This is a genomic window from Treponema sp. R8-4-B8 (assembly GCF_054786175.1).
The window spans coordinates 1-23,254 of record NZ_BDHE01000011.1 but is presented as its reverse complement, the minus strand read 5'-3'; the positions used below and the strand labels follow the sequence as shown (position 1 = coordinate 23,254).

The 23,254-nt window shown below is 45.3% G+C and carries 24 protein-coding genes; 19 read left to right on the top strand and 5 right to left on the bottom strand.

Going from position 1 to position 23,254, the window contains the following annotated elements:
* The first annotated feature begins 3 nt into the window (after nt 1-3).
* Genes ACYVRA_RS03460 through melA form a run of 3 tightly spaced genes read left to right on the top strand, consistent with a single transcriptional unit; the run spans nt 4 to nt 3,403 of the window.
* On the top strand, nt 4-1,023 hold the full coding sequence (locus tag ACYVRA_RS03460; protein ID WP_461251354.1) for a diguanylate cyclase domain-containing protein: 1,020 nt from the start codon (nt 4-6) through the stop codon (nt 1,021-1,023).
* Nucleotides 1,020-2,039, top strand: a complete 1,020-nt coding sequence (locus ACYVRA_RS03455) for a diguanylate cyclase (protein WP_461251353.1) — start codon at nt 1,020-1,022, stop codon at nt 2,037-2,039. Before ACYVRA_RS03460 ends, ACYVRA_RS03455 begins: the two co-directional genes overlap by 4 nt.
* Nucleotides 2,040-2,080: 41 nt before the next feature.
* Nucleotides 2,081-3,403: an alpha-galactosidase gene (melA, locus tag ACYVRA_RS03450; RefSeq protein ID WP_461251352.1), complete on the top strand. Its 1,323-nt coding sequence runs from the start codon at nt 2,081-2,083 to the stop codon at nt 3,401-3,403.
* Between the two features lie 15 nt (nt 3,404-3,418).
* Here the strand turns inward: melA and ACYVRA_RS03445 are convergent, their stop codons facing one another.
* Entirely contained in the window at nt 3,419-3,805 is a 387-nt protein-coding gene (locus ACYVRA_RS03445) for an outer membrane protein assembly factor BamD (RefSeq protein WP_461251351.1), read from the bottom strand.
* A gap of 150 nt (nt 3,806-3,955) precedes the next feature.
* On the opposite strand from ACYVRA_RS03445, the gene argC reads away from it, so the two are divergent.
* The 10 genes from argC (at nt 3,956) to ACYVRA_RS03395 (ending at nt 10,990) form a co-directional block, all read left to right on the top strand.
* Nucleotides 3,956-5,071: an N-acetyl-gamma-glutamyl-phosphate reductase gene (argC, locus tag ACYVRA_RS03440; protein WP_461251350.1), complete on the top strand. Its 1,116-nt coding sequence runs from the start codon at nt 3,956-3,958 to the stop codon at nt 5,069-5,071.
* Nucleotides 5,072-5,080: 9 nt separating this feature from the next.
* On the top strand, nt 5,081-6,322 hold the full coding sequence (gene argJ, locus ACYVRA_RS03435; RefSeq protein WP_461251349.1) for a bifunctional glutamate N-acetyltransferase/amino-acid acetyltransferase ArgJ: 1,242 nt from the start codon (nt 5,081-5,083) through the stop codon (nt 6,320-6,322).
* On the top strand, nt 6,319-7,197 hold the full coding sequence (gene argB, locus ACYVRA_RS03430) for an acetylglutamate kinase (RefSeq protein WP_461251348.1): 879 nt from the start codon (nt 6,319-6,321) through the stop codon (nt 7,195-7,197). The genes argJ and argB overlap by 4 nt, the downstream gene beginning before the upstream one ends.
* 291 nt (nt 7,198-7,488) lie before the next feature.
* Nucleotides 7,489-8,004: a translation initiation factor IF-3 gene (gene infC, locus ACYVRA_RS03425; protein ID WP_461251347.1), complete on the top strand. Its 516-nt coding sequence runs from the start codon at nt 7,489-7,491 to the stop codon at nt 8,002-8,004.
* Nucleotides 8,005-8,023: 19 nt separating this feature from the next.
* On the top strand, nt 8,024-8,224 hold the full coding sequence (gene rpmI, locus ACYVRA_RS03420) for a 50S ribosomal protein L35 (protein WP_461251346.1): 201 nt from the start codon (nt 8,024-8,026) through the stop codon (nt 8,222-8,224).
* A gap of 17 nt (nt 8,225-8,241) precedes the next feature.
* Complete coding sequence (gene rplT / locus ACYVRA_RS03415) at nt 8,242-8,607, top strand: 50S ribosomal protein L20 (protein WP_461251345.1); 366 nt, start codon at nt 8,242-8,244, stop codon at nt 8,605-8,607.
* Nucleotides 8,604-9,200: a hypothetical protein gene (locus ACYVRA_RS03410; protein ID WP_461251344.1), complete on the top strand. Its 597-nt coding sequence runs from the start codon at nt 8,604-8,606 to the stop codon at nt 9,198-9,200. The genes rplT and ACYVRA_RS03410 overlap by 4 nt, the downstream gene beginning before the upstream one ends.
* Nucleotides 9,201-9,208: 8 nt before the next feature.
* The gene (locus tag ACYVRA_RS03405) at nt 9,209-9,556 is read left to right on the top strand and encodes a cell division protein ZapA (protein ID WP_461251343.1); all 348 of its coding nucleotides are present in this window, start codon (nt 9,209-9,211) and stop codon (nt 9,554-9,556) included.
* Nucleotides 9,540-10,517, top strand: coding sequence for a mannose-6-phosphate isomerase, class I (gene manA, locus ACYVRA_RS03400; RefSeq protein WP_461251342.1), 978 nt, complete (start codon nt 9,540-9,542; stop codon nt 10,515-10,517). Before ACYVRA_RS03405 ends, manA begins: the two co-directional genes overlap by 17 nt.
* Nucleotides 10,518-10,519: 2 nt before the next feature.
* The gene (locus tag ACYVRA_RS03395) at nt 10,520-10,990 is read left to right on the top strand and encodes a YaiI/YqxD family protein (protein WP_461251341.1); all 471 of its coding nucleotides are present in this window, start codon (nt 10,520-10,522) and stop codon (nt 10,988-10,990) included.
* Here ACYVRA_RS03395 and ACYVRA_RS03390 read toward each other — a convergent pair.
* Nucleotides 10,950-12,203, bottom strand: a complete 1,254-nt coding sequence (locus ACYVRA_RS03390) for an HD domain-containing phosphohydrolase (protein WP_461251340.1) — start codon at nt 12,201-12,203, stop codon at nt 10,950-10,952. The two genes, ACYVRA_RS03395 and ACYVRA_RS03390, sit on opposite strands and share 41 nt — an antisense overlap.
* An 89-nt stretch (nt 12,204-12,292) precedes the next feature.
* On the opposite strand from ACYVRA_RS03390, the gene ACYVRA_RS03385 reads away from it, so the two are divergent.
* Complete coding sequence (locus ACYVRA_RS03385) at nt 12,293-12,874, top strand: DUF6657 family protein (protein ID WP_461251339.1); 582 nt, start codon at nt 12,293-12,295, stop codon at nt 12,872-12,874.
* 383 nt (nt 12,875-13,257) lie between these two features.
* Here the strand turns inward: ACYVRA_RS03385 and ACYVRA_RS03380 are convergent, their stop codons facing one another.
* Nucleotides 13,258-16,080, bottom strand: coding sequence for a FlgD immunoglobulin-like domain containing protein (locus tag ACYVRA_RS03380; RefSeq protein ID WP_461251338.1), 2,823 nt, complete (start codon nt 16,078-16,080; stop codon nt 13,258-13,260).
* Nucleotides 16,081-16,195: 115 nt separating this feature from the next.
* Here ACYVRA_RS03380 and ACYVRA_RS03375 point away from each other — a divergent pair, with 115 nt between their 5' ends.
* From ACYVRA_RS03375 to ACYVRA_RS03360, 4 genes are read left to right on the top strand one after another with little or no spacing between them, the layout of a single operon-like run.
* Nucleotides 16,196-17,533, top strand: a complete 1,338-nt coding sequence (locus ACYVRA_RS03375) for an efflux RND transporter periplasmic adaptor subunit (protein WP_461251337.1) — start codon at nt 16,196-16,198, stop codon at nt 17,531-17,533.
* Complete coding sequence (locus ACYVRA_RS03370) at nt 17,533-18,354, top strand: ABC transporter ATP-binding protein (RefSeq protein WP_461251336.1); 822 nt, start codon at nt 17,533-17,535, stop codon at nt 18,352-18,354. The genes ACYVRA_RS03375 and ACYVRA_RS03370 overlap by 1 nt, the downstream gene beginning before the upstream one ends.
* Entirely contained in the window at nt 18,326-19,573 is a 1,248-nt protein-coding gene (locus ACYVRA_RS03365) for an ABC transporter permease (protein WP_461251335.1), read from the top strand. Before ACYVRA_RS03370 ends, ACYVRA_RS03365 begins: the two co-directional genes overlap by 29 nt.
* A complete protein-coding gene (locus tag ACYVRA_RS03360; protein WP_461251334.1) occupies nt 19,573-20,907 on the top strand; it encodes a TolC family protein in 1,335 nt (444 codons plus the stop codon). The genes ACYVRA_RS03365 and ACYVRA_RS03360 overlap by 1 nt, the downstream gene beginning before the upstream one ends.
* On the opposite strand, the gene ACYVRA_RS03355 is transcribed toward ACYVRA_RS03360, so the two are convergent.
* Together ACYVRA_RS03355 and ACYVRA_RS03350 are read right to left on the bottom strand one after the other, a co-directional pair.
* A complete protein-coding gene (locus tag ACYVRA_RS03355; protein ID WP_461251333.1) occupies nt 20,887-21,966 on the bottom strand; it encodes an aldo/keto reductase in 1,080 nt (359 codons plus the stop codon). The genes ACYVRA_RS03360 and ACYVRA_RS03355 overlap by 21 nt on opposite strands.
* 236 nt (nt 21,967-22,202) lie before the next feature.
* Nucleotides 22,203-22,394: a hypothetical protein gene (locus ACYVRA_RS03350; RefSeq protein WP_461251332.1), complete on the bottom strand. Its 192-nt coding sequence runs from the start codon at nt 22,392-22,394 to the stop codon at nt 22,203-22,205.
* A gap of 390 nt (nt 22,395-22,784) precedes the next feature.
* Here ACYVRA_RS03350 and ACYVRA_RS03345 point away from each other — a divergent pair.
* Nucleotides 22,785-23,254, top strand: a 470-nt coding sequence (locus ACYVRA_RS03345; RefSeq protein WP_461251331.1) for a WD40 repeat domain-containing protein, incomplete at its 3' end; no start/stop codon positions are given.

Sequence of the window (23,254 nt, the reverse complement as noted above, 5' to 3'; positions counted from 1 at the left end):
TTTTTGAAAATAGGTCATAATTTAACAATGGACGCGGTTCATATCGATCCAGTATTGATAAAAAAAGTTGAATTATTTTCCAATCTCGAACAGCATGAGATTGATTTTGTAATCAATCATACAGCTTTACTCAATCTTTCCAAAAACGCTCTTTTATTCTCTTCAGGAGAAAAAGCCTCCCAGTTTTATATTTTAACAAGCGGGGAAATCCGCGTATTTAATAAAAGGGACGACGGCAGTGAAGAAGAAATGGCGCATTTTACCGCAGGCGATACGATTGGCGACTTTGACTTTGCGCGGGGCGCCGAATATGACGCATACGCCGAAGCCGCAATGGATTCCGTTCTTGTCGTCTTTCCGTGCGCCGGTTTAACATTGGAGTCTCTTGCGCTGGAGGATACCCACTCCGTTTGCAGTATCCTTCTAAACGCCATTATTATGATGACTGGGCGCATAAAATCAACGCATAAATTAATTTTAAATAATATGTCGTGGGTGCAGGAACTTCACAGGCGGGCTTACGAAGACGCGGGAACGGGGCTTTGGAAACAGATACTAATTAAAGATGAAATCATTAACGCGCTGAAAGAATCTGCGGCGTTAATAATGCTTAAGCCTGACAGGTTTAAAACATTGGTTGATTCAAGGGGACACAGCGCGGGAGACGCGGCTATGATCAGAATAGCGATTATACTAAAAAACGTTACAAGGCAAATCGGGCATGGCTGGGCGATGCGTTTTAAAAGCAATGAAGTCGGGCTTATTATTAATAATTGCGGCGCCGCTCAAGCGGAAGAAATAGCACTTGAATTGAATGAATTTATTAACGACATGGACGCCGTTCCCCCTCAAGACGATATTCCCGAATTTAATTTTTCCGCGACAATATCATGGGCCGTCTGGCCACAAGACGGAGCTGATTGGGAAACGTTTTTTAGCGGAAATTACAGCAATCTTTTGGACAATTGGAAAGACGGCGGCGACAGAGTAGTTCATTATACAAAAGGGGCAGCGGGAACATGAGCGAAGAATCATTATCATTTTTATCCGTGCCGCTTGACGTTTCTTTAACCGGCATACCGCTTTTTTCCGGCTTTGATGAAAATGAATACAATACCGTTTCTAAATTGTTAAAACTTATATACGCGAAAAAGGACGACGTTATTTTTAAGGAAGGCGACAAAGGGGAAGATATGTTTATCCTTTTATCAGGTTCATTAAGCGCGTTTGGCGCCCAATCCGACGGGAATCAAAGGTGGTTATTTGACATAAACCCCAATGAATTCTTCGGAGAGATGTCGATAATCGCGCATGAACCGCGGTCTGCGACAATATGCGCGAAGACTGATTCTGTCGTTATGATATTGAACAATGTTGATTTTTTCAGAATAATTTCCGATCACCCGATAATTGGCTATAAAATACTCAGAACTATCGGTACCGTGCAAAATCAATGGTTAAGCCAGTCGTCAAAGTCCTACAACGATTTAATTCGATGGGGTGAAAACGCGCGCAGAAGAGCAATCACCGACGAAATGACTGGGTTGTACAACCGCCGTTTTTTGGAAGAGTCCATCAAGGAACGCTTTAATAATTCATTTATGAATTTACGCATTATGTCCCTGTTAATGATGGATCTTGACAAGATACACCACATAAATGACCGTTATGGCCCCAAAGCGGGCGATATAATAATCACGTCATGCGCCCAGATAATCCGCGACTGCCTGCGCCCGGGTGATATTCCCGCGCGGCTTTCCGGGGACGAGTTTGCCATCCTGCTTCCCGACACCGATAAAAAAGACGCGGTAAAAGTCGCCGAGCGAATTAGGGAAGCTATCGAGGCCAAACAAGTTAATGTTCCCGCCGCGCCAGGCGCGAGCGATAATGTGACGATCAGCACCAAAACAAGCATTGGCATAGCGATTGCCCCCACCCACGCGAATACAATGGAAAAGTTTGAAGATACCGCGGATACCGCGCTGCGTAAAGCTAAAGAACTTGGCAGAAACCGGGTTGAAGTTTTTAGTCAGGAATAAAATCTATTTTCCGTTTTAGTATAATTGTTTAAGGAGATACCATGTTAAAAATTACATTTTTAGGGGCGGGCAGCACTATTTTTGTCCGCAATGTGTTGGGCGATTCCATGTCAAGCGAGGCTTTGCGCGAATGTGAAATCGCTTTGTACGATATTGACGCTCAAAGACTGAAAGAAAGCGAGCGTATTTTGTCGGCCATAAATAAAGGCAAGGGCGGGTATTCAAAAATTTCCTGTTATGCGGGAATTGAAAACCTTGAAAAAGCCTTAAAGGGCGCTTCTTTTGTCGTGAACGCCATTCAAGTCGGCGGTTACGATCCGGCTACAATCGCTGATTTTGAAATCCCCAAAAAATACGGGCTGCGCCAAACGATAGGCGACACTCTTGGCATCGGCGGCATAATGCGCGCCCTTAGGACAATTCCTGTTTTGGAGCAATTTGCCCGCGCAATGGAAAAAGTCTGCCCGGACGCGTGGTTTCTCAATTACACAAATCCAATGGCTATGCTGACCGGTTTTATGCAGAGATATACGGGCATGAAAACTGTCGGTCTGTGCCACAGCGTGCAGGTTTGCTCCCAGCACTTGTTGGAATCTCTTGATATGAGCGACAAACTCCAAGGGCGGCGCGAATTGATAGCGGGAATCAACCACATGGGATGGCTTTTGGATATCCGCGATAAGGACGGCGTTGATCTGTATCCTGAAATTCGCAAAAGGGCGAAGGCAAAAAACGCTGCGGAAAAACACTGGGATATGGTGCGTTATGATTATATCGATAAACTTGGGTATTATTGCACGGAATCAAGCGAACATAACGCCGAATATAATCCTTTTTACATCAAATCAAAATACCCGCAGTTAATTGGTGATTTTAATATACCGTTAGACGAATATCCGCGCAGATGTATAGCTCAGATTGAAGGTTGGAAGGCCGAATATGAAAACCTAACAAAAAAAGAGATTATTGAACACGACAGGTCGCGTGAATACGCTTCTTATATAATGGAATCCATTGTTACGGGAAATCCATATAAAATCGGCGGGAATGTGTTAAACGCCGGTGGAAGCATTGAGAATTTGCCGCCTCAGGCCTGCGTAGAAGTTCCCTGTCTTGTGGACGGTTCAGGCATCAAGGCGTGCCATGTAGGTAAATTGCCCGTCCACCTTGCCGCTATGAATATGACGCACGTCAATGTTCACTTGATTACCATTGAAGCCGCGGTGACAAAAAAGAGGGAACACATCTACCACGCCGCAATGCTTGAGCCTCACACCGCAGCCGAGCTTTCAATAGACGACATCCGCAAAATGACTGACGAATTACTAAAAGCTCACAGTGTGTGGTTGCCTAAGTATAAATAGGGAGTGGGGAGTAAATTACTTATTACGCTTCTCTTTTTCTTCAATGTTATTAATCACTATTTGTGAAAGTTTCTTAAAATGCTGGGGAAGTAATTCTTGATCCGGAGAATTATAATACGCAAGAATGCCGTTAAATCCCTCTTTGGCTTGTTCGTATTTTTTTTGTTTATAGTGGATAAACGCGATATGATATTCCGCGGTTATAATAAGGTCTATATTACTTGGGTTGCGATCACGCAGGGCCTGATAATACTGAATTGCTATTCCATAACGGTTTCTGTCCATAGCTTCATGGGCGCGTTGAATCAATTCCGCGGGGGACAAATCCTCGCTTATGTTCACCGTTGACGCGCACGTTGAAAATAAAAGTATTATAACCAGCGCAAAAAAGAGTCTGTTCATACTAAAATTATATCCTTATCATCTTTCTTAGTAAAGGTATTCAGGAAGCATTAATTACATAGTTTTCAATATATTTCGTAAAGAATTGTGAAATTTATGTTTCTTTCAGGAATAATTGACCAATCGTTAAAAAAGGCGCATAATTAACTTATGATAGCAGGTATAATCGGCGCTACAGGCTATGCCGGAGCCGAGTTGGTAAGACTCCTTTCAAAGCATCCTAAAGTGGAAAAATTGGCGCTTTCCTCGGTAAGTTATGAAGGCGAAAATATTGAAAAAATTTACCCTAATTTTTTAGGTGATGTTTCGCTTCCTCTTTTAAAAGCTGAAAATGTTATTAACGGTTCCGATGTGGTTTTTTCCGCCCTTCCCCACGCGGTAGGGGAACCTTTTGCCACCGCCTGCATGGAACGCAGGATACACTATATCGATCTTTCAGCCGATTTCCGTTTTGACGACAGCGAAGAAGTGTACAGGGCATGGTACGGTAAAAACTATTGGTATCCCGAATTGCATAAAAAATCAATTTACGGACTGCCAGAGCTTAACCGTAAAAAAATAAAAGAGCTTGCCGCGCAAGGGCCTGTAGTGATTGGAAATCCCGGATGTTATCCCACTGGCGGATCGCTTGGCGCGTTTCCGGCATTGGCAAAGGGAATGAACCGCGCGGATATTCCAGTAATTATTGACTCCGTAAGCGGCGTTACGGGCGGCGGCAGGGAACCGTCGCGCTCATTCCATTATGCGGAATGCGCGGATTCCATCTCCGCTTACAAGGTTTCCTCCCACAGACATTCTCCTGAAATTGAGCGTAACCTCGCGGTAATGGCGGCGGCGGGAAACAATCCCGCGCCGAGAATAATTTTTACTCCCCGTCTCGCGCCTGTAAACAGGGGTATCCTCAGCGTCATTTATATTCCGCTTTCAGAAAAGTGGAGCGTTAAGGCGAATAAAACCTATATGCCGCCTTCAGACGAGATTGAAATAAAAACGTCTGAAATCCGCGAAATTTATACCGATTTTTATAAGGATGAGCCTTTTATTCGGGTGCTTCCGCCAGGCCTTACCGCCGCCACCAATAGAGTGCGAATGTCAAATTACTGCGACATTTCCGTTCATGTTGACATTAATGGTTCCACATTGATTGTTACAACCGCCATTGATAACATGGTTAAAGGCGCCGCAGGCCAGGCTGTTCAAAACATGAACATTTTATTCGGTTTTGATGAAAGATCTGGTCTTGACGCGATACCGATTATTTTTTAGGAATTAATAATGAAGGAAGTGACAGGCGGAGTTTGCGCCCCTAAAGGTTTTTCAGCCGGCGGCATAAGGTGCGGCATAAAGGCAAGTTCGCAAAAGAAAGATTTGGCGGTAATTTTTTCACAGAAGGTTTGCGACGCGTCTGCTATGTTTACAACTAACAAGGTAAAAGCCGCAAGCGTGCGGGTTAGTCAGGAAAATCTTGCAAGCGGCAAGTTACGCGCCATTATCGCCAATTCGGGCAACGCTAACGCATGCACCGGGCAGGAAGGAATGGCCGCAGCAAAACGCATGGCGCAGCTTGCCGCGGATACGCTTGGCATTTCCGCTGGCGAAGTCGCCGTCGCTTCAACGGGAGTTATCGGCGTTCCGTTGCCGATTGAAGTAATAGAAAAAAATATTAACGCCATTAAAGCAAATCTGCGTTCCGATGAAAAGGGAAACGCTGACGCTCTTGAAGCCATTATGACGACGGATACGCGCAAAAAGGAAATTGCCGTGGAGACTGAAATTGGCGGGGAGATTGTTCGTATCGGGGCGATTACAAAAGGCTCTGGGATGATTCATCCCAATATGGCGACAATGCTTACATTTATCACAACGGACGCTACGGTGGAAAAATCCGCTCTTGATTCGGCTCTTCGCCTCGCCGTAAAACGTTCCTTTAACCGCCTGACTGTGGACGGCGACACTTCCACCAATGACATGGTTGTCATAATGGCAAATGGCGAGGCGGGAAACGCGCCTGTCAATTCTTCAAACCAATGCCCTCACTGCGCTGCGGATTATAACGCTTTTTATTCCGCTCTTGAATATGTGTGTATCGCGCTTGCCCGCAAAATGGCTCGTGACGGGGAAGGCGCGACAAAACTTGTTACGGTAACAGTAACAAACGCGAAAGATGAAGACACCGCGGAAATACTCGCGAAGTCCGTAGCTTCTTCCAGTCTTGTAAAAGCCGCCTGTTTCGGCGCGGACGCGAATTGGGGGCGCGTTTTATGCGCCCTTGGGTACGCAGGAGTTGATTTTGTCCCTGAAAAAACCGATATAAGTTTTAAGAGCGCTTCGGGGGAGATTGAAGTTTGCAAGAACGGGCAGACCGTTGAATTCAGCGAAGAAAAAGCGAAGGAAATTCTATCTAAAGAAGAAATTGAAATATTAGTTTGTTTAAAAGAAGGGAACGGAACCGCGTCCGTATGGGGATGCGATCTTACTTATGATTATGTAAAAATAAACGGAGACTACCGGTCGTGAATACAATTTCAAATAACGACAGGGCGGGCGTGCTTGTTCACGCGCTGCCGTACATTCAAAGTTTTCAGGGTAAAACAATTGTTGTTAAATACGGCGGAAACGCCATGCTTAACGATGAATTAAAAAGAGCGGTTATCGAAGACGTGATCCTAATGTCATGCGTAGGCATAAGAACAGTCCTTGTTCACGGCGGCGGGCCGGAAATTGAGGCAATGTTAAAAAAGACGGGCAAAGAAAGCCGTTTTATTAACGGGCTGAGGTACACCGACGAAGAGACAATGGACATAGTGCAAATGGTTCTCTGCGGGAAGGTTAATAAGGAAATTACCGCCCTTATTCAAAAAACAGGCGGCAAAGCGATCGGCTTGTGCGGAATTGACGGAGGCCTTTTAAAAGCCAGCCGCATAAAAAACGAAGACTTGGGCCTTGTCGGTGAAATTGACAAGGTGGACGTGTCAATATTAAACACCGTTTTAGACGCCGAAGCCATACCCGTGATTTCTTCCGTCGCATACGGGACAGGCAAGGACGAAGGAAAGGCGCTCAATATAAACGCCGACATTGCCGCCGCCAAAATAGCCGCCGCCCTAGGAGCGGAAAAACTAGTCCTTATGACCGATGTCCGCGGCATCCTCCGCGACGTAAAAGACGAAACCACCCTTGTAAAATCCATTAAAAGGCCGCAATTGGACGCCCTAAAAGAAGAAGGCATCCTAACAAAAGGAATGATCCCCAAAACCGACTGCTGCGCGATGGCGTTGGACGGCGGCGTAAAAAAAGCCCATATTATAGACGGAAGATTGCCCCACGCCATACTGATAGAATTGTTTACAGACGAAGGCATAGGAACAGAGATAATCGGCGGTAATATTTAAAACATTATTCCCAAATTTTCTCTCGCCAAGGCGCAGAGGCGCAAAGGCGCAAAGTTTTCGTCCGATAGCTCATTATTGATCTAGATATATTAGTTTAGTTACAAATCTTGAAAGAAGAACGACGATCCTGCGAATAACAACTTTGCGCCTTTGCGCCTTTGCGAGAGGTTCTTCTTCAATACTTCGCCTTTGCGAGGTCTTTTTGTTAATATTTAACTATTACAGACCACTAGACAAAAAATGTAAAAATTTGCTAATCTAGTGTAAGAAAGTGAAAACTAAGGAGGCCAGTTGGCTGAGAAAGATTTACGTGTAAACGAGCAGATTCGTTCCAGAGAAGTCCGTCTAATCCGGGATGACGGGGAGCAGGGAATAATGTCTGTTTCGCAAGCATTGGAAATTGCCAAAGAAGCGGGTCTTGACCTTGTGGAAGTCGCGCCCAACGCGGTGCCGCCAGTCGTCAAGATTTTAGATTACGGCAAGTTCAGATTTGAGAACGAAAAGAGGCTGAGGGATTCCAAGAAAAAGCAGAAACTTTTAAAGCTTAAGGAAATCCGGATGCAGCCTAAGATCGACGATCATGATCTTGACTTTAAATCTAAGCATGTAAAGGAATTCCTGTCCGAAGGCAACAAGGTAAAAGTTACGATTCGTTTCCGAGGCAGAGAGCTTGCCCATACCGAACTTGGTTTTGACGTGATGAAGGACGTTCTTTCCCGTATTGAGGGAGAGTATGTAATGGACAAACCGCCCGCGATGGAGGGGCGTTTTATGTCTATGGTACTGAGTCCTAAAGGGAAAAAATAAATTTTTTGAGAGGTGGCTTATGCCAAAAATGAAAACAAAGAAGAGCGCGGCAAAGCGTTATTCATTTACCGGAACCGGTAAGGTGAAGTATAAGAAACAAAATCTGCGCCATATCCTGACCAAGAAGTCGTCAAAACGCAAACGTGGTTTGCGTCATGCCGGAGTTTTGTCCGAAGACAATGTGCCGGTAATCAGAAAAAAGCTTCTGCCATACGGCTGAGCGTTAAGAGGTAATTTATGTCAAGAGCAGTTGACGGTTCAAAAAGAAAAAACCATCGGAAGAAAATATTAAAGCAGGCTAAAGGTTATTGGGGAAGGAGAAGCACCAATTTTAAAACCGCAAAAGACGCGGTAGCCATAGCGTTAACTTACGCGTACCGCGACAGGAAAGACAGGAAGGCGCAATTCCGCCGCCTGTGGATTGTAAGAATTAACGCGGCTTGCAGGGGAAACGGGCTTTCTTATTCACGGCTTATCGCCGGCCTTAATAAAGCGGGCGTGATTATCGACAGGAAAGCGCTTGCGTGGCTCGCTACTGAAGACGCGGCGGCGTTCAAGGCTGTCGCTGAAAAAGCCAAAGCGGCGCTTGGAGCGATAAAATGATCAGTCTTGAGCAGGTCCAGTTATTGGAAACAAAAGTCGCCAAGGCGATTGAGTATGTGCAGCGGGTAAATTCGGAAAATGCCGCCCTCATGTCCGAGAGGGCGGGTTTGCAGCAGAAATTAGACGCGAATCAAAAACGCCTTGACGAACTGGAACTGCTTGTTATGCGCTTTAAGGAAGATCAGGGGCGTATTGAAGACGGCATAGTCGCCGCGTTGGACAGGCTTAGCCAGTTTGAAGAAGCGTTTGAAAAAAGCCTGAAGGAAAAAACGACGGTAAAAAAGACTCAGGCTAAGAAGGATAAAACTCCCGATACTGAGTCAAAAGAAACCGAATCAGATTCAAAAGAGTTTTTTGAAATTTCGGAAAAAGAAGCCAAGAAAAACGCCGAGCTTTCGGCTGCCGTAAAGGAAACTAGTGTTCAAAAGGATAAAACTCCTAAGGATAGCGGTACTCCTAAAGATAACGGCAATCCCGCGGATAGCGATTCGGCGGATAGCGATCTGGAAGATTCCGATTCCGCGGATAGCGATCTAGCGGATAGCGATTCGGCGGATAGCGATTCGGCAGATAAAGAACTGGACATTTTTTAGGGAAATTAATGGCCAATGATATACGTTTGGATATTCTTGGAACTTCATTTACTATAACCGCCGATGAGGACGAAGAGTATCTTAATAAAGTGCTGTCCCAGTACAGCGCGGCCGTAAAAAATACGCAAAGCATATCAGGAATTAAAGAGCCTCTTAATATCGCCATTTTAACGGGTTTTATTTTATGTGATGAATTTAACAAAGTAAAACAGCGGTTGGATGACGAGATACGCGCCAGGGGAAAAATAGAAGATGAAGACAATTGGGAAAATCAGGAAGTTGAAGACCGCACTCTTCGCCTAATAACAAAACTTGATCAGGCGTTAAGCCTGTTTGGCGATGACAAAAATACATAAACTTCAAAATAAAATAAAACATTATGAATGGGGTTCCACGCGGATACTGCCCGAATTTTTGGGATTGGCGAAGAATGGGAATAATGATTTTAAGGAGCCTTACGCGGAAATGTGGTTAGGCACGCATCCGCTTGGTCCGTCTGTTACGCAGGTAGGCGGAAACAGCGTCAGCCTTAAAGAGATTTCCGGCGAGCTTCCGTTTTTGTTAAAGCTGATTGCCGTAGAAAAACCGCTTTCAATTCAAGTTCACCCGAACAAAAAACAGGCGCGCCAAGGTTTTGAGCGTGAGAGCGAAATGGGGCTTGAAATAGAATCTCCGGTAAGAAATTACAAAGATCAGAACAATAAAAGCGAGATAATCTGCGCCATTACCCCTTTTACCCTAATGGCTGGATTTAAAGATATAAAAGAAATATACGCTTCCTTAGGCGCGGTTTCAAGCGAGCAAACGGATCTTATTAAAAAATTAAACTCTCTTTATCCGCAGGATTCGGGCGTTTTTTCCCCCCTTTATCTCAACCTTATTACATTACAGCCGGGGCAGGGGCTTTTTATTCCGCCCGGCGTGCCTCACGCGTATATCAGCGGTTTTGGCGTGGAATTGATGACCAATTCCGACAATGTAATCCGAGGCGGCCTTACTCATAAGCATATTGATATTGACGAGCTAAAAAAAATAATGCCGCTTGTCCCCTTTGTTCCGCAAGTTATTACGCCTTCAGATGATACGCAAGTTTGTTATCCGCTGCCTGGAGAAAACTTTTCTCTTTTTTACATTCACGGCGGCAGCGTGCCTTTTAGCGAATGCGGCGTCGGAGTCTTCATCGTGACGGAAGGCGAATTGGAAATAGAAAACCAGTTTTTTAAAAAAGGCGAATCTTTTTATATTTCCCATGATAAAGACGCCCCTCTTTTGCTAAAAGGGAATTTTTCCCTGTTTGCCGCGTGTATAACGGGATAGGAATGAAAATACTAATAGACGCCGATTCCTGCCCAAAACCAGTAAGAGAGCTTGTTCTAAGAAGGGCGAAAAAACTTAAGCTTAGAATTATTTTTGCCGCTAACCGCCAGATTCCCCAAGCTGACGGGGCAGAGATGGAAATTTGCCCCATTAAGGAAAACTCCGCCGACGACCGCATAGTGGAGCTGTCAGTAAAAGGCGATCTTGTAATAACGCGGGATGTTCCTCTCGCGAAAAGACTGGTGGAAAAGTCGGTGTTAGTAATTGACGACCGCGGGAGGGTATTCACGGCGGACAATATTAACGAACTCCTTTCCATTCGCGACTTTAAAGTAGGACTTGCGGATAACGGGCTTGAAACGGAGAGAACGGCAAATTACGGGAAAAAAGAACTTAAAACATTCGCCGATTCGCTGGACAGGACATTGACTGCTATGCAGCGTCTTCAGGATACCGGTTCTGAGTCTGCTTAATGTTCGGAAGTATTTCAAAGAAAATATCAATTAGCTCCGGATCAAATTTTGAGCCGGCGAGTTTACGCATTTCGTCAAGCACTTCATTTTCGCTCCATGGTTCTTTGTATACCCGTTTAGAGCAAAGCGCGTCAAATACGTCGGCGATGGCGACAATCCTGCCCCCAAGGGGAATTTCTTCGCCTTTTCTTCCAAGCGGTTTTCCTTCGTCGTTTGTCCTTTCCACTTTGCCCGTGATGGGGTCAATCCAGCCCGGGTAACCTGTGCCGTCCCAATTTTCATGGTGGGTCAGCGCTATATCTCTCGCAAGTATGTCAACAGGAGAGCTTGTGTCACGGAAAAGGCTTGCGCCGTAAATGGTATGGTTCTGCATAATCTGATATTCTTCCGGCGTAAATCGGGCGGGTTTTTTAAGAATCATGTCCGAAATAGCCACCTTGCCCACGTCGTGAAGCATGGAGCTTATTTTTAATGAATCCCTGAATTTATCTTTTTCTTCAAGTGGAATCTTATGATGATATGCCCATCTGTCATAAATTTCAATCGCGTAACCGGCGACGCGGTTTACATGGGTGCCTGTTTCCTTTGGATCGCGCAATTCCGCCATTTTAATCATACGCAGGATCATCGCCCTTGTAAGGTACGCCCTTTGAAGGACCATAGTGGCGTTTGTCGCGAAATGCATAAGGATAACTTCATCATCCGTGGAAAACGGAATAATATTTCCGTCATTATCTTTCGCGTTGATAACCTGAATAACGCCCATCAGCTTTTTGTCCGTGGCGACTAGGGGAATAGTCAGAGTGGAGACCGTCTTGTACCCCGTGATTATGTCAAAATCAGAAAGAAATTTATACGGCATTTCAGGAGGAATGTTGTACATGTCGGGAATATTTATCAATGTTTTTTTAAGGGCGCAATAACCCGAAATTGATTTTTCATTAATTTGGACTGAAAATATCTTATAAATCATTTTTTGCCCGGGCGGCATATTCTTTTGAATAGTGTCATTTTGTGAATATTTAATTGATAATTTTTCAGTTACTTCTCCGTCATTTTCATCAGGTACAGTAATATAAATTGAGCCTGCGTCCGCGTGAACTACTTTTCTTGATTCAAAAAGTATCCTTTCCAGCAATAGCTCATAATCCTGTATCTGATTTAATTCCGAGTCCAGACGAATAATGTTCTTAAATTCAGTTTCATAACTCATATCCCCTCCAAAAGCAATCCTAAGGACGGCAACCCCCTTGTGTAAACTTCCATATAATAATATTTTATTATATAGAGGATATTTATTCAATGGGAGTAATAAAGACGGCTCTGGAAATAGCCCTGGAAAAAACCGAAAATGTTAAGGGTGACAAGTCGGGTATCGGCCAATTTGAGGTTAAAAAACGCGGTAAAAAACTGGCAAACGATTTTCTTGAGGGAGAAGTGGATTTAGCCGTTGAAATAAAGAAAACGCCCGCGCAGGACAGGGAAAGCTTAAAACAAGGGATTTTTGACGTTCTTGTCGCTCAAATTGCTCTTCCCGCAGTCAAAGAGGATGAAAAAAAGATAGAAAAGCTGGGTAAAGGGCTTTCCACCGTGATAAATAAGGGCGAATTTAACGAAATGTACAGGCAATTGACCATGCTTTTTGCCCAATACCTTAAAGAAGTTTCCCAATATGGGCAGATGATTAACCAGCAATACGCTCCAAAGCTCCGCCAGAAAGAAGAGGAATTATCACGCAGGTTAGGCAGGGAAGTCCGCATTGATCCTTTCCATGACCCTGAATTTGTCGCTTTTTATAACCAGAATATTAGCGCTTTAAAGGGCAATTATGAGTCTGTAGTGGCGCAAGCTAGGGAAGAAGCTAAACGTATGTTTGAAACGTAAATTTTTGTGGACATATTTTTAATCTGTTATTATAATGTTTTATTAATAAGCTAATTCCAAGGGGAGGGTATTATGGCTGAGCATATAATGCACAAAAAAGAGGCGAAAAAAGCGCCTCAAAAGTCGCTTAAAGAAAAACGCGAACAAAAGAAAGAAAAGAAAAAAAACAAAAGTGAATAGGATTTGTTCGAAAAATTTCACACAAAGATCACAAAGGTACAAAGATCACAAAGGAAGATCAGAGGGTTCTTGTCCGAAAGCTATGCGTGAGTTTCAAGATAAGATAACGGACAAAAACATTGCTCACTGCTCACTGCTCACTGCTCACTGGTTTTCATTCCCCTTTGTGTCCTTTGTGTGAGGTCTTCTGTCTTCCTTCATATTTATTTAATTAAGTAAAACTCCACTCTGCGGTTTTTCCACCAGTTGTCGCGGTCTTCGAAAGAGGCAATTGTTTTGGAGGAGCCTGCGCCGGTGGCGGTCAGCCTGTTTCGCGCGACGCCGTTGCGTACTAATAGGTCTACAATCGCGCTTGCCCTGGCTTTGCTAATGCGTATTGATTCAGGTTCTTCCCTGTCGCGCGCGGGGCCAATTGGCTGAGTGGGATTGGCGTGGCCCTCTACCTGCACCTTGTAATCGCGGAATTGGTTTAGTATCTGCGCGATGCGCTTTATTATTCGCATATTGTTGTCAACTACGTCCTTGGGCAGGCTTTCAAAGTCGGCGAAATTCGGCCTGAACTGGATTGAGGGGATTTGTATCCTCAGCCTGTCGCCGTCTCTGATTACAAGCACGTCAATGCCGATTCTGCCTTCCGTGGAACTTGTGTTTCCAAGAGCGTCGGTAGCGGTGTATGTATATGGATAGTACATCGCGGACTGAACAAGCTCTCCCTTGTCGCTCTTGCCGTCCCAGATAATTCTGCTTGACGGGCTGCCATGTCCTTCAATTTTTCGGAAAACCTGAGTAGCGCCGCTTTCTACAGGAGCGCGTATTTCTAAAGACCATGACGCTATGGGAGAAACGTCTTTTGCGGTAAGAGCGATAAACAATTCGTCGTTTTCACCGTCGTTGTCGGGGCTGAAATATTCAGGCGCGGTCGCGACTGTAAGTACCGGCCCTGTCACGTCTACTAAAACGGGAGAAGCCGACGCTTTTACTATGTCGCCCCTTGTGTAATTTACAGTGATCTCCGCCGTGAATAAACCTTCGCGTATTTGCCCCTGCTCATCAAGACCGTTCCAGCCTTGAACCATGGGAGCGGGAGAGTTTCCTGAGAATGTGCGCCGCGGGGTTCCCGCCTCGTCTTTTAATTCCAGTTTCCAACCGCTAATGCCGTCGTATAACAGAAGGCGGATTGTAAAATTGACCATATTGGAAGTTTGATTTTTAGCTGGCGCGATCGCTGAGACGGAAGTTGTTATAAACGCGCCGGCCTCCCTTGAGTCAAGAATGATATTTGTCAATTCCGCGCTTGCAGAATTTTGCGCCTTGTCAGTCGCGCTGATACGGAAAATGTACACTCCGTCAGGGGCAATTTGGCCTGAATCGGTTTTTCCGTCCCATACTACGGGTTTTGGCTCCCCGCTTTGAGTTTCAAAAGTTCTAATTTTCTGTCCTGTGGGATTGTATATCGCGCTTTCCCACGCATCTTCGCTTGAGCCTTTTGGAGTAATTGTAATAGTTCTGTTTCCGCCCTGAGCGCTCCCCGCCGAACCTTTGGGATCAAATATTTTCTGCGCGTCGGGAATTGGGTTTATAGTTATTACGGGAACCCTGTTCCTGATTACGGCTTCATAAACGGGAGTTACCGCCTTATTGCCCAAATTGTCAGCGGCGGTAATTGTAAACGTATACTTGCCGTCTACGGGCGCTTCCCCCGTGCCGCGAATTCCGTCCCAGATAATCGCGGGCGGGATGTCAATTTGCTTTTTAGGCGCGAATAGCCGCCTGAAAAATTCCTTCATATTAAGACGTTCAAAACGCTGTTCCTTGTTTTCAATAACGCGGACGACATTGCCTTCTTCGTCTTTTATTTCCACTGACCATGACACGACATAATTTTGATCCGTTATGCTTAAAGGGATTTCAAGAAGGTCGGCCTTGCCGTCGTGGTTAGGTGAAAAATAAGCGGTTTCAGGATACTTTATGCTTATCACAGGCGGCTTTTTATCCGCGACTCCGGCAAACCAGCTTACCCCGCCGCCAACCGCCGCGACTCCTTCGTATAATGGTTTAAAAGCAGTGCTTATCAACATGTCTCCGTCAGAAGGAAGCCGCCCTCCTACAATCCGCTCTCCCGTGGAAGGCAGCCTTATATTTACGCAAAGTCCGATTGCGGGAATTACAGGGAATGACACATTCTTATCGATTAATTCCCGCATGTTAAGCCCGCTGCCTCCAGGCCATGACACGTTAAGGGTGATAATCTCCGCTATTGTCATTTTTATTCCGGCTTTCCAGATTACGTTAATATACGGAGGATAGAAAAGAGAGGGGAATCCAATATCGGTGGCGAAGCTTAAAGTCAACGGGTCTTTTTTATTATCTTTTCCTTCTATATGAATAAGGTCGAATGAAACGCCGCCGATGGCGGTAAGCCATGTCGGGAAATAACTTACCCCGAGGCTTCTAAGGACTACGCCAACCGTGAAATTTTTCAAAAAGCCAAGATTGCCGGTATTGTATCTAAAACCGATATCTCCTGAAATTGTCATTGCCGCGCCAAAGCCGAAATTTAAGCCAAGCCCAAGCGACATACCCGGATACAGTTCCTTTGCCGCGAATAAATTGCCCCCAAATGTCGGATTTATGGGGAAATTATCAAATTGATCTTCCTCGAAACCGCCTATGTACCTTATGGAACCGCCGAAAACCCCGGCTTTTGTCGGGAATAACGCGCCTACGGAAATAGACTGCATGTATCCGTCTTTTTCATCGCCCGGCAATAATTTTGGAATTGCCAGATAGCTTGCGTCAAATACCATTCTGTCGGCATCCCCGCCCTGGGCAGGATTAAAGGCGCTTACGGGCGCTCCGCCCTGAGTGGTGGTAAAACCGTCGGCGGAAACAGACGCGCTGAAAAGATCCAAAACCGCATCGGCCCCCTGTGGCGAACGGTCAGGATCGGCATAAAGCCACCCCGAAAAAAGCGTTAAAATTGCAAGAAAAACAGCCGTTTTTCCGATTGTCGTTTGTCCCCTCATATTTACCTCACTTTATTAATATAGAAAAAATACAATTAATTTGGTATAGTTTCAATATGAGTAACCTTTTGGGTTTTTATTTGTTTTATAATAAAAACAAAGGAATTTTAAAATAATGAAAAAACAGATAAAACAAGCGGTTGTTTTGTTCATTTTGACGCTTATTTGCGTTTCCTGTTCAAGCAAAAAATCGAAAACAGCCGTCTATGAATTTACGGAAATCAGGCGCGGGAATTTGGAGCGTACTGTGTCTTCCAGCGGGACAATTAACCCTGTCGCCACTGTAAAAATTCTCCCGCGCATGAGCGGCAAAGTGGAAGCGGTCTATGTCGATTATAACGACACGGTTAAAAAAGGGACGGTTCTAGCCCAGCTTAATACCGATATGCTCCGCCTTCAAAGGGATCAGCAGCAGGCGGCTGTTCAAAAAGCGCGCGCCAATTATGAATTGCAGGTGATCAATTACCGCAATCAGGAAGCGTTGGCGCAAAGGGATCTGATCTCCGAATACGAATTAAAAACGTCAAAGACTTCTCTTGATAACCAGAGGGCGGATCTTGCCGTAGCCGAGGCGAATTTAAGAGTTATAGAAACGGAGATAAATCAATACGCGTATATCACGTCCCCCATTGACGGCATTGTGCTTGACAAAAACATTAACGTTGGCGATACGGTAGTCGATTCCGCGAATAATAATTCAGGCAGTATTTTTACCATTGCTGAAAATTTGCGCGAAATGCAGATAGAGGCGATGATAGGGGAGCTTGACATAGCTTCGATATTCAAGGGGCAGGAAGTGCGCTTTACGCTTGAAAGCCTTCCCGGGCGAAAATTTTCCGGCATTGTGGAAACGCTGAGGATGGTTCCCGTCGTGTCGAATAACGTAGTTTCATATACGGTTATTATCAACGTGGAAAATAAAAGCGGCTCCCTTCTGCCTGGGATGACATGCGCCGTGGACTTTATCGTGGAAAAGACTGAAAATGCCCTTCTTGTTCAAAATGCCGCCCTGCGTTATCAGCCAACAAGCCTTAGCGCGGAACAAATTTCCGATTTGGTTTTTAACGCGAGCCTTGAAAATATGAATGAAGAACAAAAACAAGCCGCCATTGAAGCAAGGGAAAAGCAGAAAAATGATCCTCAGCAAAATCAAAATCAAGGAGCAAACAGTAACAGCCAGGGGCTTTCACAAATTATGATGGGGCCGCAGCCTACTATTAGAATGGGCGGCGGCGGCAGGTCGCTTGGCGGCGGACAGGCTTCTGGAGGCGGAGGTCAGGGAAGCCAACAGCGCGTCCGCGCTATAGCGTGGCGTAATCTTTGGTTTTTTAACAGCGAAGGCAAGTTAGAAGTAGTGCAGGTGCGAACCGGCATTAGCGACGGTACGTCAACTGAAATAATGGTGCCGGACGATTTTGAAGGCAGACAGGTAATTTTAAGGGAGAAAATTTAGTGTCTGTCATTGAAATGCGGGGGATCAAACGCGAATACAGAATGGGCGGGAAGCAAGGCTCTTCTAAAGACGATTCAAACGTGGTAGTCGTCCGCGCCCTTCGCGGCGTGGATTTTTCCGCCGAAGAAGGCGAATTTGTTTCCGTTATGGGGCCGTCTGGTTCCGGTAAATCAACTTTAATGAATATTCTTGGCTGCCTTGACAAGCCTTCGGGCGGTACCTATACCCTTGACGGAATTGAAACTTCCACTTCCGATTCTGACACGTTCGCGTATATAAGAAACCGAAAAATCGGTTTTGTGTTTCAATCCTTTAATTTATTGGCTCGCACTACGGCTCTTGAAAACGTGGAACTGCCTCTTTTTTACCGCCAGCGGGAAAAAGGCGAAAAACGCCGCCTTTTTAAAGGCGATTCGTCCGCCCGCAAAGAGAAAGCGGTCGCCTCGTTACGCGAAGTGGGCTTGCAGGAGCGCATGGATCATTTCCCGTCCCAGTTGTCGGGCGGGCAGCAGCAGAGGGTGGCGATAGCAAGGGCTATCGTAAACGATCCGGCTTTTATTCTTGCCGATGAGCCGACAGGCAACCTTGACACAGGCATGAGCATGGAAATTATGGGGCTTTTTCAGCAGTTAAACGACATGGGCAAGACGATTATCATGGTAACGCACGAGCCTGAGCTTGCAGTTTACACAAAGAGGATAATCACCCTGCGCGACGGGCAGTTGGTCAGCGATAAACCGGTAACAAAAAGGCGCAACGCCCTTGAAGACCTGGCTTCATGGAACAATGAGCATGACAAATTGGAAAGGGATGGCGCGTAACATGAATATAATGCAGCTTTTTCATACCTGCGTCCGCTCCATTCTCCGTAACCGCATGAGAAGCCTTTTGACATCTCTTGGAGTAATCATCGGCGTAGGCTCCGTAATAACGATGGTCGCCCTCGGTGAAGGCTCTCAAAAAGCGATTGAAGACCGGATAACCGCTATGGGAACCAATTTATTGCAGATAACGCCGCGCCGTCAGGCGAACAGATCGGGGCAGATGGTGATGACGCGCATTAACGCCTTCACAAAAAATGACATTCAAAAACTGCGCGATGAATCCAGTTTCGCGGTCGCGATTTCCGGCGTTATCCAAAACTTTTCAAATGTTACGGGAAGCCAGGGGAACACTCAGGTTTCAGTTCAGGGAGTGGAACCGGAGTTTTTTACCGCGAGGAATTGGACTATAGGGCAGGGAATTTTCTTTGATGATGAAGATATGCGGCTGCGAAACAGGGTGGCGGTTATGGGCGTCACTACGGCAAAAAATTTGTTTGGAGACGCTAATTCGGCGCTTGGGGAACAGATACGGATAGGAACCAATTATTTTTTGGTTATCGGAATTCTTGAAAGCAAGGGGGCGGGTCTTGGCGGCAATGATCAGGATGATACTATAATGGTTCCGCTTGATACCGCCATGACGCGCCTTACAAATTTACGCACGGTGAACCAGATTGTTATGAGCGTCGTAAGCAAAGAGTACATGGAAGCGGCGAAAAAAGAAACGGAGTATATTCTGCGCGAATCGCGGAGAATTCCAGAAGGCGCCGCTTCAGATTTTGAGATAATGAGCTGGGCTGATATAATTGACATGGCGTCCGCCACTTCAAGAACTTTAACCACGCTGTTAGCGGCCATCGCAGGCATATCGCTCTTAGTCGGCGGCATCGGCATTATGAACATTATGCTGGTCTCCGTTACTGAGCGCACCCGCGAAATCGGCATTAGGATGGCGGTGGGCGGGCGCAAAAAAGACATTCTGCTCCAGTTTCTTACCGAATCCGTAATACTGAGCCTTATGGGGGGCATTCTAGGCATCGGTTTGTCCGTTCTCGCGTGCAGAATACTGACTATGAGGGGCGCTTTTACGGTTATTAATCCATTTATTGTTTTAGTCGCCGTTCTTTTTGCCGCGTTTGTCGGCATCATTTTTGGATATTATCCGGCGCTGAAAGCCGCGCGGCTGTATCCGATAGACGCTTTGAGGTACGAATAATGAAAAAAATAGCGGTTATAATTTTGTTTTTGTTAGCGAATAAAAACGCGTTTTCGCAGACTGTAAATCTTGAACAGGCGCGAACTTTAGCCCTCGCGAACTCAAGCTCTCTTGCGAGGTACGAGTCCGCGATACGCAGCAGCATCCTCGACGAAAAAAATCAACTGTACTCCATGCTGCCTCAGATTTCGGCGGATTACAGGGCGACGATGAGTTATTTAAGGAATTGGGAATTTATCAATCCTATAGACGCTTTTACTTCGGGGGTGTCTTTTTCAATTACTCAAATAATTTTTCAAGGCGGTAAAAGTTTTATTAATAAAGCGATAAGCGGCATCGCGACTGAGAGCGTAAGAAAAGACGCGCAGGCGGAGTACTTCAATACGCTTGATTCAGCGGATAACGCTTATTACGCGGTCTTGGAAGCGGCCGCCGCCCTTGAAGCCGAAGAAGTGTCTTTGCAGACGGCAGTCCTTACGCTTTCTATAGCCGAAGTGCGACAGTCAAGCGGGATGATTAACCGCGGCGATTACCTTAAAGCGCTTGCTGATAAAGAGGCGCGTGAAAATTCCCGCAATCAGGCGCGGCGTAATCTTGCTTTGTGCATGGCAAAATTTAAAACAATAACCGGCGCGCAAACGGCTCAGCTTGCACCTATTGAATTTTCAACGTATGAAGACGCTCTAGCGTATCTTTCCGCGATTACGGATGAAAAAGCCGACGCGTTATACGCGTATTTTTGGAATATAATGGCTTCTGATAATCCTTCGCTTGCGAAGGCGGCTCTTGGCAATAAAAGGGCTGAAATGAACTATAAGCTTTCTCAAAGAGATTACGCGCCCACTATAAGCGCAACTATTTTTTCCTCTGAGTTTGGCTATTCTGTCGCGAACGGTTTTAATTCTTCATCTAACGGAGGAATTTCAATCAACGGCAGGATACCGGTGGATTTTTGGGTGCTTGGCAACCGTCTTGAAAAAAGCAAAATCGCGCGCGATACCGAAGCGGTTAATTACGCGAATACGCAAATTTCTTTAGAGCAGGAACTTTTAACCGCGCTTTCAAACGTTTTTACGCAGGCGGGTTCCGTCATTTCCCTGCGCCGTTCCCTTGAATACACGGAATCGCATTTTAATTATGTGATGGAACGCTACCGTCTTTCTCAAAGTTCTGTAGCGGATTTAAATGACGCGACATCGCTTTTTATCTCAGCCAGAAACAGCCTAAACCGCGCCACTTACAGTTTTTTGCAGAGTATTTCGCGTATCAGGTCCCTGTGCGCGATGGATGACGAGGGGCATCTTTTAAATATTTTATCCGGCGATTTCCTTTAACCTTTCGATAATGTTAAGGTGCTGTGTGCAAGTCTGTTCGCATAACCCGCATGCCGTGCATTTTGCCGCGCCCGCCCTGTCAAGGCTCCAGTGCCATTTTAACCTGTCGCCAATCGGGTCTTTGTTGTTTTTATCGAGTAATTTCTGGTTGTACGCGTCCATGTAACATGGAATCGATATCCCCTCTGGGCAATTGTCGCAATACGCGCATCCCGTGCAGATGCCTTCAAACGAGGTTTGCGCTTTCGCGATTGTTTCTTCAAGTTCCGCCTTTGTCCGGGGCTTGTAATCTTCCATCGCCTCCAGCGCCTCGCGCAAATGTTCGATTGTATCAAAGCCGACAAGCGTATTTGTTATTTCAGGATGATCCCAAAGCACTCGAAGCGCCGCCGCGACAACGCTCTCGCCCTTTCTGCAAATAAATTTAAATAGCTCAGGATGTTGCGGTATTACTCCGCCGCCAAGCGGGTTCATAATAACGGCGCCAAGTTTTTTCTTCTTGATAGCGTCAAACGCTTCCCGTCTCGCGCTGAAATTATACGCTGAGTACCCGAACAACACGCCTTCAAAAACTTCTTCCATCAATAATTCTTTTATTTCATCTTTCATAAGGTGGCTTGAAACGCAAATGTGGCGGATAAGCTTCTCTTCTTTAAGTTTTATAAAAGTTTTTAAAATGCCGTCTTTTTTCCTGTTTTCCCAATTTTCCAAACTCAATATGCACCATATATGATAAAAGTCAATAAATTCAATATTCATGCGTTTAAGCTGATTGTCAATTTCCCTGCGAATCCCGCTCTCGGTGCTTTCAAAAGTTTTAGTCGCGCTTAAATAGGGCAGTCCCCGCTTTCGCATTTCCGCGAATCCTTTGCCAAAGACGGTCTCGCTTCTTGTCTCAAAGTACCCGGGCGCGGTGTCGAAGTAATTTATCCCGCCTTCCGCGGCGGCGACCATCAGACGGACGCACTCGTCGTGGTCGTCTACGTTTTTAAATCTCATTCCGCCGAAGCCTAAGAGGGAAACTTTTTCGCCGGTTTTGCCGTAGGGTCTGTAAATCATAATTACTCCTTTATTTATTGTATCAGAAATTTATAGGAAAAGACTACACACGAAGATCACAAAGAGACAAAGATCACAAAGGGGTATTAGGGGGTTTTGTCCGTAATCTTATTGAGTTTCAACAGGGCATTGGGTGACACCTATATTATTGGTGTTTCCCTATGTATCTAGCGATCATAAAAAGAGAAATACTTATAAGCATTAATGAAATAGTAACTATTATTTGAAAAAACATATCAACCTCCAATCCATTGTCTTATTATGTCAATAGTGCCTAAAACACTGAGAATGCCTACGCCCAGAGCGACACCTTCTAAAATCTTTGCAAGTACTTTTTTGGGTTTTTGCATAATCTCAAGTATCTTGTCAACGCTGTCCCTCAATGCTTTAAGATTATTACTGTCTTCCCTTTCCATATTCATCATCATAAACTACTTACATTGTTTTTTCAATAGTAGATTTTAATTGTATTTTTAGTGGTCATGTCAGCCTGTTCGACTGTACTTTTATAAGTGTCACCTTTTTACAAAACATTTATTCCAAATTTTCTCTCGCAGAGGCGCAAAGGCGCGAAGTTGTTGTTCGTAGGATCATCGTTTTTCCTTCAATATTTGTAGTCAAAATGATATATCTTGATCAACAATGAGCTATCGGACAACAACTTCGCGCCTTCGCGCCTCCGCGCCTTTGCGAGGAGTTCTTTTTGAAAAAATTTCAAAATTTTGTGTAACCTCACGCCTACTTAGTGGTTTATTAATAAATACTTCCCAAAATACGCTAATAGGCGTAAAATTGTCTTTGTAAGGAGATTACGGCGAATGAAAAAGTTTGTTTGCGTTCTTGCGGTTTTGACGGCTTTGCTTGCGGATATTGCGGCTCAGGATGTGGTTGTGTTCCCGCAGTTGGGGCATACAGATCAGGTAAATTCCGTAGCGTTCAGCCCTGACGGTAAAACTGTTGTTTCAGGATCAGATGATAATACGATAAAACTTTGGGACGCAGGTACAGGCCGTGAGATCCGCACCTTGTCGGGTCATTCAAGTAGGGTGAGTTCCGTAGCTTTCAGCCCTGACGGTAAAACCGTTATTTCAGGCTCTTATGATAATACGATAAAACTCTGGGACGCAGTTACAGGCCGTGAGATCCGCACCTTGTCGGGTCATTCAAATGATGTGACTTCCGTAGCGTTCAGCCCTGACGGTAACACCATTATTTCAGGCTCCTCTGATAATACGATAAAAATCAAGGACGACGCTACAGGCCGTGCGATCCGTATTCTGTCCGGTCA

What these genes read in the sequence shown, in the direction of transcription:
- ACYVRA_RS03455 (WP_461251353.1), top strand. Translation starts at nt 1,020, where the DNA reads ATGAGCGAAGAATCATTATCATTTTTATCCGTGCCGCTTGACGTTTCT.
- melA (WP_461251352.1), top strand. Translation starts at nt 2,081, where the DNA reads ATGTTAAAAATTACATTTTTAGGGGCGGGCAGCACTATTTTTGTCCGC.
- ACYVRA_RS03445 (WP_461251351.1), bottom strand. Translation starts at nt 3,805, where the DNA reads ATGAACAGACTCTTTTTTGCGCTGGTTATAATACTTTTATTTTCAACG.
- argC (WP_461251350.1), top strand. Translation starts at nt 3,956, where the DNA reads ATGATAGCAGGTATAATCGGCGCTACAGGCTATGCCGGAGCCGAGTTG.
- argJ (WP_461251349.1), top strand. Translation starts at nt 5,081, where the DNA reads ATGAAGGAAGTGACAGGCGGAGTTTGCGCCCCTAAAGGTTTTTCAGCC.
- rpmI (WP_461251346.1), top strand. Translation starts at nt 8,024, where the DNA reads ATGCCAAAAATGAAAACAAAGAAGAGCGCGGCAAAGCGTTATTCATTT.
- rplT (WP_461251345.1), top strand. Translation starts at nt 8,242, where the DNA reads ATGTCAAGAGCAGTTGACGGTTCAAAAAGAAAAAACCATCGGAAGAAA.
- ACYVRA_RS03410 (WP_461251344.1), top strand. Translation starts at nt 8,604, where the DNA reads ATGATCAGTCTTGAGCAGGTCCAGTTATTGGAAACAAAAGTCGCCAAG.
- ACYVRA_RS03405 (WP_461251343.1), top strand. Translation starts at nt 9,209, where the DNA reads ATGGCCAATGATATACGTTTGGATATTCTTGGAACTTCATTTACTATA.
- manA (WP_461251342.1), top strand. Translation starts at nt 9,540, where the DNA reads ATGACAAAAATACATAAACTTCAAAATAAAATAAAACATTATGAATGG.
- ACYVRA_RS03395 (WP_461251341.1), top strand. Translation starts at nt 10,520, where the DNA reads ATGAAAATACTAATAGACGCCGATTCCTGCCCAAAACCAGTAAGAGAG.
- ACYVRA_RS03390 (WP_461251340.1), bottom strand. Translation starts at nt 12,203, where the DNA reads ATGAGTTATGAAACTGAATTTAAGAACATTATTCGTCTGGACTCGGAA.
- ACYVRA_RS03385 (WP_461251339.1), top strand. Translation starts at nt 12,293, where the DNA reads ATGGGAGTAATAAAGACGGCTCTGGAAATAGCCCTGGAAAAAACCGAA.
- ACYVRA_RS03380 (WP_461251338.1), bottom strand. Translation starts at nt 16,080, where the DNA reads ATGAGGGGACAAACGACAATCGGAAAAACGGCTGTTTTTCTTGCAATT.
- ACYVRA_RS03375 (WP_461251337.1), top strand. Translation starts at nt 16,196, where the DNA reads ATGAAAAAACAGATAAAACAAGCGGTTGTTTTGTTCATTTTGACGCTT.
- ACYVRA_RS03365 (WP_461251335.1), top strand. Translation starts at nt 18,326, where the DNA reads ATGACAAATTGGAAAGGGATGGCGCGTAACATGAATATAATGCAGCTT.
- ACYVRA_RS03360 (WP_461251334.1), top strand. Translation starts at nt 19,573, where the DNA reads ATGAAAAAAATAGCGGTTATAATTTTGTTTTTGTTAGCGAATAAAAAC.
- ACYVRA_RS03355 (WP_461251333.1), bottom strand. Translation starts at nt 21,966, where the DNA reads ATGATTTACAGACCCTACGGCAAAACCGGCGAAAAAGTTTCCCTCTTA.
- ACYVRA_RS03350 (WP_461251332.1), bottom strand. Translation starts at nt 22,394, where the DNA reads ATGATGATGAATATGGAAAGGGAAGACAGTAATAATCTTAAAGCATTG.